At 57.2% G+C, this 13,272-nt stretch carries 13 protein-coding genes; 6 read left to right on the top strand and 7 right to left on the bottom strand.

Annotated elements, in window-relative coordinates; all coding sequences use genetic code 11:
* The first annotated feature begins 173 nt into the window (after positions 1-173).
* Together MHM88_RS22815 and MHM88_RS22820 are read left to right on the top strand one after the other, a co-directional pair.
* Positions 174-1,058, top strand: a complete 885-nt coding sequence (locus tag MHM88_RS22815; RefSeq protein WP_239369244.1) for a DUF1403 family protein — start codon at positions 174-176, stop codon at positions 1,056-1,058.
* Positions 1,059-1,060: 2 nt separating this feature from the next.
* Positions 1,061-1,657: an SMC-Scp complex subunit ScpB gene (locus tag MHM88_RS22820; RefSeq protein ID WP_239369245.1), complete on the top strand. Its 597-nt coding sequence runs from the start codon at positions 1,061-1,063 to the stop codon at positions 1,655-1,657.
* A gap of 54 nt (positions 1,658-1,711) precedes the next feature.
* Here MHM88_RS22820 and MHM88_RS22825 read toward each other — a convergent pair whose 3' ends face one another.
* From MHM88_RS22825 to MHM88_RS22855, 7 genes are all read right to left on the bottom strand, one after another.
* Positions 1,712-2,413 carry a competence protein CoiA gene (locus MHM88_RS22825; RefSeq protein ID WP_239369246.1) on the bottom strand — a complete coding sequence of 234 codons (702 nt, stop codon included), beginning with the start codon at positions 2,411-2,413 and terminating at the stop codon, positions 1,712-1,714.
* Positions 2,414-2,474: 61 nt separating this feature from the next.
* Positions 2,475-2,858 carry a DUF6527 family protein gene (locus MHM88_RS22830; protein WP_239369247.1) on the bottom strand — a complete coding sequence of 128 codons (384 nt, stop codon included), beginning with the start codon at positions 2,856-2,858 and terminating at the stop codon, positions 2,475-2,477.
* 1 nt (position 2,859) lies between these two features.
* Positions 2,860-4,254, bottom strand: a complete 1,395-nt coding sequence (locus tag MHM88_RS22835) for a ThiF family adenylyltransferase (RefSeq protein ID WP_239369248.1) — start codon at positions 4,252-4,254, stop codon at positions 2,860-2,862.
* Entirely contained in the window at positions 4,251-5,102 is an 852-nt protein-coding gene (locus tag MHM88_RS22840) for a multiubiquitin domain-containing protein (protein ID WP_239369249.1), read from the bottom strand. The genes MHM88_RS22835 and MHM88_RS22840 overlap by 4 nt, the downstream gene beginning before the upstream one ends.
* A 69-nt stretch (positions 5,103-5,171) precedes the next feature.
* The gene (locus MHM88_RS22845; RefSeq protein WP_239369251.1) at positions 5,172-8,570 is read right to left on the bottom strand and encodes an ATP-dependent helicase; all 3,399 of its coding nucleotides are present in this window, start codon (positions 8,568-8,570) and stop codon (positions 5,172-5,174) included.
* On the bottom strand, positions 8,554-9,102 hold the full coding sequence (locus MHM88_RS22850; RefSeq protein WP_239369253.1) for a hypothetical protein: 549 nt from the start codon (positions 9,100-9,102) through the stop codon (positions 8,554-8,556). The genes MHM88_RS22845 and MHM88_RS22850 overlap by 17 nt, the downstream gene beginning before the upstream one ends.
* Positions 9,092-9,898, bottom strand: coding sequence for a hypothetical protein (locus MHM88_RS22855; protein ID WP_239369255.1), 807 nt, complete (start codon positions 9,896-9,898; stop codon positions 9,092-9,094). Before MHM88_RS22855 ends, MHM88_RS22850 begins: the two co-directional genes overlap by 11 nt.
* A gap of 131 nt (positions 9,899-10,029) precedes the next feature.
* Between MHM88_RS22855 and MHM88_RS22860 the strand changes: the two genes are divergently transcribed.
* The 4 genes from MHM88_RS22860 to MHM88_RS22875 all read left to right on the top strand — a co-directional run.
* Positions 10,030-10,626: a DUF6088 family protein gene (locus tag MHM88_RS22860; protein WP_239369257.1), complete on the top strand. Its 597-nt coding sequence runs from the start codon at positions 10,030-10,032 to the stop codon at positions 10,624-10,626.
* Positions 10,623-11,648 (top strand): nucleotidyl transferase AbiEii/AbiGii toxin family protein, encoded by a 1,026-nt coding sequence (locus MHM88_RS22865; RefSeq protein WP_239369259.1) that lies wholly within the window; start codon positions 10,623-10,625, stop codon positions 11,646-11,648. The genes MHM88_RS22860 and MHM88_RS22865 overlap by 4 nt, the downstream gene beginning before the upstream one ends.
* Before the next feature lie 34 nt (positions 11,649-11,682).
* Complete coding sequence (locus MHM88_RS22870; protein ID WP_239369261.1) at positions 11,683-12,003, top strand: hypothetical protein; 321 nt, start codon at positions 11,683-11,685, stop codon at positions 12,001-12,003.
* Between the two features lie 1,068 nt (positions 12,004-13,071).
* The coding region (locus tag MHM88_RS22875) for a DUF736 family protein (RefSeq protein WP_239369263.1) at positions 13,072-13,272 on the top strand (201 nt) is incomplete at its 3' end.

A 13,272-nucleotide genomic window follows, 5' to 3' on the forward strand; every position in this document is an offset into this window, starting at 1 on the left:
AGGCGATTTCGGCCGAATCCACCCATGAAACTAAAACGACAAACCGCCCCGCCTTGCGCCTTTCTGCTATGTCCGATAATGCAAACTTATTGGACATAGTGTAGAACAGCAATGCGGGGCGGTTTGGTTGCTATTTTATGGCAAAAAGCGCCGCGCTGATGTAGGCTTCAGGCATGACTTTCGCCCGGCTAGATCACATCAGCGACCTCGACACGTTACCCCGGATGCCTGCCTGGGTCACCTCTGCACGCGCTGAAACCCTTGAAGATGTTGCGTTTTTGTCGGGCGCGGCGCTGAACCATCTGCATGTTGTGCTAGGACGCGCGGAGGTGCCCCAAGCCTTGTTGCGGGATCGGCTCGCGCTGCGGGCGGCCGAGGCTTGCGTCGCGTTCTTTGGAAGGTCGGAGCGGGTAGGGGAGCTGCGCGATGCGGTGCACCTGTTGCGGCCCGGCGATCTTCCTGGACCAGCTGGCGAAACCTTCCTCGTCTGGCGGCGCGCAGTGGAACGGTCGATTTCAATCAAATCTCTTGGTCGGGCCTTGCCGGCCTTCGAGTCGGGCCAGATCGCTACGTGGCTCGATGCGGGGAGAGGGGCGCCGGTGACCCGTGCCGCAATGGCGCTGGAGGCAGTGTTGACTGAGGCACCGCGTGCAGACGTGTCGGCGCTGATCCTGGCGGATACGGCCATCGCCCAAGCACTCGGTTGGGATCAACTGGTGCCGCTACTCGCCGCGGGCCTGAAACGCGCTGACCTGCGCAAGCGTGGTGACGACTTGAGGCTCGCCTGCCATCGGGCGCTCGTCTCATCGGCCGTCGAGGTCGTGCGTCTCTCCGCCGACCTCGCCCCTCGGGCGGCGCATCTGAAGGCGGTCGCACCCAAGCTCCGGGCCAAGGGAGCTGGCGACGCGGTCGAGATGTTACTGACCCGCGATGCTGTAGCGCCTTCGACTTTGCCCTTGCCGGATCGCGCCGCGCGGCGGCTCTGCGAAAGGTTGGTTGCCCTCGGCGCGGTGCGCGAGCTGACCGGGCGCGACACTTTCCGGCTCTACGGGTTGTAGGGATGGCAAAGGATCGACCAGAAGCTGAGCTTGACCGCGAGCTGCCCGACCTGCCGCCAGAGTTGCGCTGGCGGGAGTGGATGCGCCGCATCGAGGCGGTGCTCTTCGCCTCTGCCTCCCCTGTGCCGCGCGACGACCTTGCCCGCGTGGTGGGGCAGGGGGTGTCGGTTGATCTGCTCGTCGAGGACCTCGCCGCCGATCTGGAGGGGCGGGCCTTCGAGATCGCCCAGGTCGCCGGCGGCTGGATGTTCCGGACGCGGGCTATCTACGCGCCCGCGATCCAGGCGGCGGCAGATGTCGGCGTCCAACTGCTGGACTTGAGTGAATTCGACGTCGCGGTCCTGGCGGCCATCGCCTATCACCAGCCGATCACGCGTGACGGTCTCAAAGACATCTTCGGCAAGGAAATCAGCCGGGACCTGATCGGTCGGCTGCGCGCGCGCAACTTGATCGGAACTGGTCCGCGGTCTCCTCGGCGAGGGGCGCCCTACACCTTCGTGACGACAGAACAGTTCCTGATTGCCTTCGACCTGCCTTCCCTGCAGGACCTGCCGGACCGCGAGCAGATGGAGGATGCAGGTTTGTCCGCAAAGGCCTGAGGGTCTGCGGTCCCAAAAAGATCTGTGTCAGTTGCACCTGATGGAAACCGAACGCTAGAACCTGGCACGACGCTGACGGTACCGCACCGTTTGCCTAACAGGTTTGCCAAACAACACGTCCGGTATCGGAGTTCCCTTTAAAATGTTCTCGACAAGTGATCGTTTCGGATAGGCAAATCCATAGGCCCAGTCACCTTTGACTCTCCGAAGAAGCCACACCGTGTCCTGCCCAAAATCAAAGGCTACGATCACGCCGACATGGACCCACTCCTTTAGCAACCTTGAATCGTAAACCCAGAGCTGCTCAACCAGCCCGTCCTTTGTCGGATGCTTCACGCCGTCTGCTTGCGCGGTTGCAAACTGCTTGCGGTCGGTCTTACGACGCGTTCCGTCAACAACCCAAAACATAGGGTTGTGGAACCTTGTCCGCGTTCGCGCTTCTACAGGCTTGATGTATGAGTGCTGAAACTCAACCACCAAGCCCTTGGATGTCTTAACATCTGAGATGTGAAGCTCGCCATGTTCGTCGCGCGCAGCGATCTCCTGCCAATCTGTCGGGAATTGGTTCTTCCAATCCCGATGCCACTGCGTTTCGTTTTCCCACCAATGGTCGCAGTGGCGTTGTCCTTTGTGCGCCCAGTGCCAGACCATCTTGGTTCCGCATCGGGCAATGAGGTCATCGCCGCAACCAGGGCATCTGCCTTTGGCGCCTGGGCTGGCTTCAACTCGTTTGTCGTCGTCTAATGCGAACCGCATGATTTTGCCCCCGATTGCTCGGGTTGTAGTTCGAGGCGCACAGGTCGCTTTGTTCGCTCGCTTAGCATTTGTGTCGTCCTGCTTTCTCTTTTGGCGTTTGCGGCCGTCCACCTTTGCACCAGTGAACCTTACCCTTCTTTACCCAGAAGTGGCACCCACAGTCGTTTTGCTGGTGCACCGACGGGTGGAGTGTGGGTCTTTGCCAGAAATCTGTGCTAATGCTCCAGCGAGGTCGACGATCTGGGTTGAGAGACAAAGCGATCCTCTCACCACAGCCGCCAGGGCAGGAGAGACAGGCCCATTTTTGGATCGCGCCGCTCTCGACCAGGACTAACTCGTCCGGTTCTGTTTCAGGCGTTTGCGGGAAGGCGTCCTGCCTGCTCACCAGATAATCATACTTAAGTACTCCAATCTGCCGAAGCAGGTTTGCCAATAACTTTTTCATCTCACGTCACCATGTCCAGAAAGGGCGTCATGTCCCCCCGGCCCGGAGTTTCAGTTGCATCACAACACGGGCAGCCCGGGCGCGGCGAAATCTCAGGAAAACGCTCATCGCGCGCGTGAAACCGTCGCATCCGCGTCGGTGCCATTCCGTTTGCTCCGGCGAACCCGGTAATACCGGTCAGCCATTCATTGACCGCCATGGCACCCGCCTCTGTCGTGAAGGTCACAACGGCAGGGGAGGGATCACCCTCACCGAGCAGATAGGCTTCCTCTTTCAGTTTTTCATAGGCCTCTGGATCAGTTCGCTGCAAGGCCTCCTCGCGAGCGCGTTGCGGGTTGATGAACCCGCCGCAAAGCAGACAGGGGTGTCCGGGCACAAGGGTGGTAACCCGGGCAAAGAGATCGAACGACTGAGCATCACGACGCTGCATTGCGAGCCCGACATCGATGACCGGAATGCCATAGAAACGGGCGAAGCGGTTCAGAAAGAGCCGACCGGCGTGGTCATCCGTGCAGCAGAAAATCACATCACAAGATTTCAACGCATCCCATGTGCATGGCTCTCCGGCCCAGGCATCGATGGTTGCCAACGACATACCAAGATTGGCCTCCGCAACTGTCCGCGCGTGAATGTCGGCCTTGGCTCGATGAGCATCAACATCCTCCTGTCGTGCGCCATGGAGCCTGTTGAGATTTGTATCTTCAGCATGGTCCTTTTCGAAAAGGACCGCTTCGCGCACGCCAAGACGCATCAGCAAGGGCAACACTGCGCTTCCCGTAGCACCCCCTCCGGCAATGCCGCACCGAAACTGCGTGATCATTGCATTGGCCTGATCGCCGAAGAGTCGGGTTTGACGGTCCAGGAAGCCCAGATTGCTGCCGTTCTCCGCGGTGAGGGTCAGGCGCGGTCCTGTGTGAAGAATACGCGCGATAGCCGTTGGCTTTTCGGCCGAGCGCCAAATCCTCACGGCAATCTCGCCGTCGCTCGCTATCAAAACGCTGATCAGTCCGGGTGCACCCTTGATCAGGGCGGTCCGCGCAAGTTCCGCCTCGTTCCGGTCATCTTGTTTGGAAAAACGGGCCCGCCCCTTTGGATGGGTATGAATGATGGCGGGAACCAGACCATCGGACTTGGCGCGACCAAGCAATCGCATGAAGCTGTCGGTTTGCCACGTCACGTGGCGCTCGGAGGCTGAGACCACGTCGTCATCATCGAGATCGATGAACGCATGCGAAATTAGCCGTGTGCGAGCAGTGTCCGTCCAGGGGTCTTTCTCGATCGCCGCCGTCCCAAAAAGCATGTAGGCTGAACGCTCAGCACCGGCACCCTGCGCGAGCAGGGACCGGATACCGGCTTCGTGCGGACCAGCCAGAATAACATCCAACGGGCCCTTCATGTCCGCGCCTCGGCGAGAGCTGTTTTGATCCGTGCCACCATCGTGCGCAAACCATCAATGCCGGGCCGCCAGGCGTTGTTGTGGCGCGACCAGCGCTGCCAAACACGACCTGCAAAAGTGTGCTGCACTGTGCAGGCTTTCGGGACTTGACCGTTCGCCAGCGTCAAATGCGGAGAGGCATAAAACATGTCAGGCGCGCAATCGGGATACCCGGCTGGCAGGAGTACAAGGATATCCGCGGCTTCGACATTGAACTTGCCTTCAGGCAGCTCGAGCGATTTCAGGATGATGGCGGTCTCACGGCCTTCCTGAACGACTTCGAACTGATAGCCGTGGTCCACCAGAAAAGTCTGATCAAACGAAGGAAGGGTGTCCCCCTCCGTCGTCTGATCGATGAGCGAGATGAACCGCTCCACACCCTTGGCATCGAGATTGATGACATCGCTGTCAGCAATCTTGCGGTCCTGCTGGCCCGGGATTTCCTGCCAGAGATTGTAGTTTTCCGGCAGGTCAGCAAGCTTACGCAGTACAAATCCGCTGATGCACGCGCGCGGCCATTCAAGATCCTTGTCGTCAATCTTAAACTTGAAGACACGGTCCGTCCGCGCGACCAGCACTTTTTCAGCACCGCGACCGCGCAGATCATAGCTTTCATCGAGGCGAATGTCTTCGAAGTCCCCATTTGGCAAAATGGCGATTGCCACATGCTCATCAACAGGATGCCCGTCGGCAGCTTCGATCAACTGGCGACCGAGAACCTTTGGGTCATCGAAAACGTGTTTTTTGAAGTTGAGGCCCTCATCGGCGATGAAAACCGGGAAGCGAGGATCATTTCCTTGCGATTTCATTGTGTTCGTCCTTAAGAAGTTGGCGGACGCAAACCTCATGTCTGCGCCTTCACAAGGACAATCGCGGCGTCAGGAGGAATCCGGTAAGCCTGATCCGATTTTTTTTCGGAGCGTGCCTGAGGGCGGTTCGCTGCAGATGAAGAAATATGCGCAGCGGGCACAGCGATCGCTGCGTTTTGGGGGGAAATGCCCTTCTAGGATCTCAATTGCAGCTTGAGCGATCTTTGTTTTCCGGTTCCCCAACTTCGTACTGCTCATGGTCAATCGGTCCTGCGTCGCGCCTGTCAAGAACACGAACTCAGCCTCGCCGTGGCCTTCAGCGGCAAGTTGAAACGCAGCCGCATCTAAGGACTCGACAGCGTTCGTGGTCTTGCGTCCTGTTTTGATGCGCCGCAGTACCCTGCCAGACCCAGCATCGACTTCCTCATGTGCAGATACGACAATCTCTGCCTCACCGAATTTCAAGGAAATTGGGGTGGGTGCGCGCCGCTTTTCGCCTGTGCGGAGCAATCGGAAAAAACTCAGCAGCTCGTCTGAGATTTGACGGTACTCGGCAGCGTATCCATGATCCGCCGGACCATTTTCCATCCACGCCTTATCCATAATGGCTGCGAGCTCGGCTTCGCTTGGTTCATCGTTCAAACGAGACGTCAGCTCATCGACAACGCCCTGGACTGCGTTGTGCATACGCATAAGGGGCGACTCTGCGCGACGACCGCCAACCTGCAACACATGCGCAAAGAAAAATCGCCGTGGGCACTTCTCATAGGTCGCAAGCTCAGAAGGCGATATGCGAGCGATGCCATCAACCTCCAACTTTATTCCGTTCGTTGATACCGCACCTTCAGCCGATGCCGATTGCGGAGATTCGTTCAGAACATGACCAGATATGTCATCCACGAACTTCGATCGCTTGCTGTAGGCATAAAGTACCAGTCGCTCCTCCGCTCTGGATAAAGCGACGAAAAACAAACATTGCTGCTCCTCGTCATGCCCGGACGTGAGCGCGTCACAGCCCTTAAAGGGTGCACCCTCGATCATGCCGTCAGGAGGTGCGAGTCCGCGATTTTGCTTAGCTGACAGCGGAATGGATCGGCTGGTCAATGCCGGCAAATGAAGGACTTTGAACTCAAGGCCCTTGCTGCCGTGAATGGTCATGATCCGGACAGCGTCGAGGCTTTGTGCAGCTTCAGGCAGGTCGCGTAAGTCACGTTCATCTGACACTATGACAAGGCGTCGGATGTGATCGAGAAGATCGCGAATGGGGTACCCGGATTTTTTCGGCAATGTTGATCTCAGAAAGTTCTGAAACTGCCACAGCGCAATCGCAGGATTTGCGTTGCCTGATCTTGCTCCCTTCGCAAATTCGGCGGCCAAGCGCGTCTTGTCGAGATAGAGAGTTGTAATCACGCGCCAGGCCGATGAAGTGGGTTCAAACTCCCCAAACACCTCAATCAGCCTTGAGAGGGACTTCTCACCCTCCTCGCTGATGTCGTCTAGGCCCGAAAGCGTTTGCCTCCAGTCCAAGGGCAGCGTGTTTCTAGCGGCACGAATCGCATCAACACAGGTTGAGACATCCTCAATTGCCAGTTGAAATGGGCGGAGAGACGCGACGCAGGCAAGTCCCATGGCGCGCGGATCAATCACTAGGGAAAGGACGGAAAGCGCTTGCTTGATTTCTGGTCGGTCAAAGAGGGGTCCAAGAAACAAGACCGGAATCCCCCGCGCCTCCAAACCAGCGGCGATTTCTGCCAGTCTCGCATTGCCCTTACATATTACGGCCTGATCACTGAAAGACGTGGTCTCGTTGCAGGCCTGTTTTATTCGGAAGGCGATTTCGTCTATTTCACGATCCTTGGCATCAACACCCACAAACACGGGGCTAACCCCATTAGTACCCTTAAACGCCGTGGCCTCAAAGCCCGCCCCGGCAGCTGCCATGCGCGTTTGAGCGAAACCCTTGAATGTGTCGCATATTTCTTGTGATGATCTGTAATTGATATTGAGTGGGAGACTTTCGCCTCCTAAGAAATCCTCGGTCTCAAATCGATCAATGTTGTACGAGGATGCGCCTCGAAACCGGTAAATTGATTGTTTGGCATCTCCCACCACCCACAGGTTGGTGCCGTTGGGCTTCAGCGCTTTCAACAATCGCACACTGGCCCGGTTTACGTCCTGATATTCGTCCACCAGAACATGGTCATAGAGTCGTTGAAGTTTCTCGCGAACATCCGCGTCACTTTCGACGAGCATTGTCGGTCGAGCGACCAGATCACCAAAATCTACTACGCCGCGTTCCGCCTTCAGGCCTTCATACAGATCATAGACGGCTGAGATCTCCAGACACTTTTCTGCTGCCTCGATATCCTCCTCTGTGTCTGCGGCCTCCATCATTTGCTCGGCGAGTTTACGGTAGTGGATGTTGTCGACTACCTCATCCTTGGCCCGCGAAATGGCTGAAAGGAGAGAGCGCAGGGTATCTGTCGGATCCCAAAGTTCGTTGAAATGCTTCAAACGCAGCCGTGGGAATTCATCCTCCAACAGGGCAATGGCTTCAGTCGTATCAATCATACGTGGATCTGCGGGAAGACCCACGCGGTCATGAAACCTGCGCAGGATATCAAGCCCAAATGAATGAAAGGTCCCAATCCAAGCGGCACCAGCCGCTTCCGGCCAAACCCGCAGGGCCCGGTCGGTCATCTCTCCTGCGGCCTTGTTGGAAAATGTCAGGAGCAGAATGGATTCTGGCTGCACATCACGGTCTCGAAGCACAGACAGGCGGCCAACGAGAGTCTGGGTTTTGCCTGTCCCGGGTCCCGCCTTCAGAAGAAGCGCCTTTCCGTGATGATCCGCGGCAATCTGTTGCTCGCGGTTCAATGGTTTGGGCGGGCTTGCGATATCCGGCGCTTCCTCCAACACCGGTAACAAAAGCGCATCAAATAGCTGAACCGCAACCATGTCGTAGGGGGCGCCAAGGCGCTCCGAAATCTCCCCTGCGCCAAGGTTGTCTTCGACATGCCATGACCAGGCCAAACTGCGCGGAAAGAGGAACTCTCGCGCAAACATATCCATCTGGACTTCCTGGCGAGCACGGTTGCTGTAATCGACAACGCGATCCGCCCCAACTGAGGCCGGATCAGACGATCGTGCCGGATCGATGTTCATGGTTGGCTGGACATCAATGCCCCCGCCAAATTCATCATGACCTATCTCATGGGCAACAAGAAACGCATTTAAGAACTCAATGCCCGTATCCTCATGCAGGATGACTTTGGCTCTCGGCTGCAAGAGCGCCCGTCCACCTTTGAGCTGCGGATGGTCTGGAGCGAGCTTGCGGACTTCGTAATCCCGAGCTTCTGCCTCTTGAAGAGCAAACGAATAGGGCTGGGTTGGATCGCCTCCCTTGCTCCTACGCTCAGTATGAAGACGCGCGGCGCATCGACGAACGGCTTCAATCCGATCCATCATCTGCAAGCAACTCTTGCAATGCGCGTTGCTCCTCCTCGGTCAATCCAGCCTGGTCTACATAATCTTGGAATTCGATGGCCGGTTGCGCTTCAGGTTTCACATCAGATTTCATCGCAACGGCCTGTTGATCGCCAATTTGCATGCCGCTGATGACATCCTGCAGTCTCACATCCAGCAGTTTTGCGAGCTTATTAAGGAGCGAAATCGGCATCGAGCCAATATGGACAACACTTGCTTGCAACCCCATGAGGAAACTCCGCGGCAAACCCAACGACTTTGAGAGTTCACGAACGTCGGCGCCGTACAGTGCTTGCTCGACCTTCTGAACCCGCAAGACGCTGGACTTCATAGCTTTGGTCTCAAGCGGGAGACTTGCCTCGACCGCTTCCATGTCGCTCATTGTCAGCTCGTGGAACAAATCCAAGAGATCGTCTGCAAATTCAGGGTATTTGCTCAAATAGGTTTTCAGCACGGCAGGCGACATTTCAGGCTCAATCGTGAAGTCGCTGAGGACATCTTCTCTATTGGTCATCATTGTCCTCCAGTTTTAGTGCACGTCTGATCTTTTCAAACGCACGATCACGCCTGTTTCGTACGGTTTTTTCGACGCAGCCGAGCAGCTGGGTCATTGAAGGCTCACCGTCTTTGTTTGTCTCAATGGGAATCTCTGCGAGCATCAAATCGATCACCTTTCGTTCTTCCTCGGGTAAGGCGTCAATCGCGCGACGTATGCGAAACCGGTAATCAAAATCTTCTTCTTTTGTCAGGCCTGACTTTTTGTATCGCTCAAGCGCCTCTTCGACTTCCTCGCGGATATCCTCACTGCCATCGTGGCGCACAACGGATTCGGTGGCATTTTCCCGACCACTTACCTGCCGGAATTTGTCTATGCGGACGGAGCGAACGGCCCGGTCAAAAAACACCTCATATGCGTCAAGCTGTTCTACGTAGCCTCGCCGGTCCTCAAACATGAGCTCTGTCACACGTTCTATTGTTTTATCGCGGATCTCGGCGACGCGAAAATCCTCGACATCCTTATCGCCGCGTCGGCTGTTGGGCCGGGGACAGGCGGCTTCAATCCGATCCAACAAAATGTTGTAAAGTGCCACAAACCGGCCATCTGCATTGTCGGTCTTGGTTTGTCTCAGGTGATAGAGCAGCACTTCGGAAGGCACGTAGTCGGCGTGCCGCCGATCTCGCATCGCAGCTTTGTCCAGGAGTTCATCAAAGGGCCAATCAAGGCTCAAGCGGATAAACGCACTAATCTCATCCCGTCGGGTATAGAGCTTTCCGCTTACTGTTCGTTTTCTGAGGGGTTCAATGCACATATCAAGTTCATAACTGTCTTAAATCAATTCGTTAAGCTGGCTTCTCCAGCACGCTCCCTTCGTTGTTGTAGGTGCTTTTACCTTGAAAACTGTCAGAAACCAAGCTATATATCTGACACATGGAGGCGAACATGCAAACCACATCTCAAGCGATCAAGGCCTATGCTGAAGCGCTGCCGGAGGGTGCGACCCTGTCGGCGCGGGAGTTGTTGCACATCGGAGAGCGTGCTGCGGTTGACCAGGCGCTGTCGCGGTTGGTGCGGCGCGGGGAGCTTATGCGTGTTAAGCGCGGATTGTTCGCTTTGCCTGTGAAAACCCGCTTCGGGAACCGGGCGCCCTCGGTTGAGGCCGTGGTTGAGCACATTGCGAAATCAACCGGTGAGCGCGTGTCGCAAAGTGGCGCGTCGGCAGCGAACTTGCTCGGCATCTCGACGCAGAACCCATCCCGTCAAGTTTTTTGGACTTCCGGGCCGAGCCGTCATCTAAAGCTCGGAGCGCAAAGCGTCGAGCTTAAACATGTGCCGAGCTGGCAGCTTCGTGCGCCCAACAGTCGTGCCGGGCACGCCTTTCGGGCGCTCGCCTATTTTGGTAAGTCTGAAGCTGCCCAGGCTTTGAGGCGTATCAAAGCGACGTTGAGCGAAGAGGAGAAGCGCGAGCTTCTGAGCCTTCGAGCATCTGCGCCAACTTGGATGGCCAAGGAACTTAGCGCGCTTGCGTCATTGCAATGACCGAAAGCCAAACCTATTTTTCGCTGTCGCGTGAAGACAAGATCGACGCGCTGGAAGTGGCCGCCTCGAAATTGGGGCGGCCTGCAGACCTGTTGGAAAAGGATATCTGGGTCGTCTGGGTGCTTGAAGCCTTGTTCGACAGTGCTCTCGGCGAACACCTGGTGTTCAAGGGCGGAACCTCGCTGTCCAAGGTCTACAAGGCGATTGACCGGTTCTCAGAAGATGTCGATCTGACATATGACATCAGGCAGATCATTCCCGATCTGATCAAGGATCCCGACGATCCATATCCGCCAAGCCGCTCGCAAGCTCAGAAATGGACCGAAGCCGTTCGGGATCGCTTGGGCGAGTGGGTAGCGTCAAAAGTGGCCCCCATTTTGTCGGACAAGGTCAAGGCAGCGGCGCTCCCGGCAGAAATCCGGGTAGAAGGTGACAAGATCTATCTGAACTACGACGCAGTGCGCAGCGGCAGCGGATATGTTCGATCCTCGGTCTTATTGGAATTTGGTGCCAGGTCCACAGGAGAGCCGGCACAAGGTCACGAAGTAATTTGTGACCTCTCCCAAGCACTACCTGAGTTGCTCATGCCCGTCGCTACGCCTCGTGTGATGATGGCCGAACGGACGTTTTGGGAAAAGGCGACAGCTATCCATGCCTATTGCTTGCGGGGTGCGTTTCGAGGCGGCGACCGCTATGCGCGTCATTGGTACGATCTTGATCGACTGCAGGCAGTGGGTATTGCTGCACGGGCGCTGGAGGATAAGACGCTTGCGCAAGATGTTGCGAAGCACAAACAGCACTTTTTTCGCGAAACCGACCGTGCGGGCGCGACGATAAACTATGCCGAAGCCATCTCAGGATCGCTTTGTCTGATCCCAGAAGGTGAGGCCTTGGAGGCGCTGGCCCAAGACTACCGGAAAATGCAGGAAGCGGGGCTGCTTCAGTCAGACGCCATCGCATTTGATGCCCTAATGGCTCGTCTGGGGGATCTTCAAGTTCAGGCCAACACGCGATCTGAATGAACGAGGCGGGTTTGGTGATGGGCGGGAATCCTTCATGATGACTAACAATGTCGCGCCGATTGAAGTCATCAAAGAGGCGCATCGAGCTTTGGCTGTTTTGCGGGCGCTCGAACGGGCTCCATGCTACCGAATGCATGAACTCGTCCTTCTGGATTGGCTCCGAGTAATCGCACTTGCTGCCACACGTGACGAACTCACTTCGACCGCCTGCTTGCTGGAGGCCTCCGGCTTGGTGCGGCTGGAGCAACACGACGAAAACCGAGTGCTCGAGCTGACTGAGCGCGGCCAAGATGTTGCGTTGGGTCGCGCCACTGCGGAGGCCGTGCTGCGGCCGGGGCCAGACTGCCCCTACTGATCCCTCTTTGATGCCTTATGCACTTGCGTTGTCCTTTGAGCGGAAGAGGATTGCGCAACTGCGGATAGGACTGGCTCAGTCTTTTGCCGCATGTCGGACATACAACGGCAAAGGCCTACCTCGAAGCACGGAGGTCGGCTGAATCTCCATCATCAGTTCACTCAGTTTTCTTCGCGGCAAACCGAGCGTTTCAGGCGATGGTTAGGTTTTGATGATCATGGCCCCTCCTGCCCTTTGGTCAGGACCGCGCCCTACTCGGTCGGCTGCGCGCAGCCGCCCTCCCCGAGCTGAAACGCTGCCTCTCCCTGCGACGTGCCGCTGGCCGGGCAGTCTCCTGCGGAGCCAGCCCGACCAGCCGTCGCATGGTCGTGGCAACGCTTCATCTCGGCCATTCGGTAACGGTCGCTGGGGCGGGGCGGATTGCCTCAATGGTCTCGTCCACCGCGCCCCAGCCGGCAGTATTCCTCGCATTGCCGGACATGCTGTTCTGCCATCATTGACCGTAAACGATGCTCGACGACTGCCGGATTGCATTGGCAGCAGCTGGCAGAGGGCCTGAGATCATTGCGATGCAAGAAATCGCAAAGGATTGGGCTGCCGAAGAGGGGTCGTTCAAAATCGGGATGAACCGCGCCCGGTGCAGATGCTTCGACGGTCTGCTTGAAATCGCTCAGCCAGATGGCACCACACTCGACCAGCTTGCCTGCGGATGTGCCCGGGCGCGCTACGTTGGGCAAGGCTCGGCAAAGCGCGAACCCGTCCGGCTGCGGTTCGGGGTGAGAGGGCTGAAAAGACACCGCCCCCGGCAATTTCATCGGCTGTTCAGCTAGGTTTCCTTCGCGGCCACAGCACTTCTCCCTTTGTCTGAGTTGCATGACATGCTGGTCGCAGCTGTCGTCCCGCCCACAAAGGTTGTCGCCGATCTTTTTCCCCTGACCCTGCGGGTCATTCCTCGCGAGCCAAAAAGACCGGCGCCTGCCCCTCTCCGCTGCGCTTCGCCTTCGGTGTGGCCGGGCCTTGGCCAGCTGCAAGGTGACCATCATTGCAACACAAACAAGGAGAAGAGCAATGACCACGAACTGCATCAAATTCACCAGCGCCGACATCGAAACCGCCAAGGGCACAGGCTCCATCTCGACCCTGACCTTCGATCTCGACATCACGGTCGAACCCGTCGCGAGCACGAACCCGATGGCCCCCACGCACCGCGTCCTCGGCCGCTCCCCGCGCGGCAAGCTGGTCGAGTGCGGCGGCATCTGGAAGAAGCAG

This window comes from Epibacterium sp. MM17-32, assembly GCF_022348205.1.
In the GTDB taxonomy this organism is placed as follows: Bacteria; Pseudomonadota; Alphaproteobacteria; order Rhodobacterales; family Rhodobacteraceae; genus Epibacterium.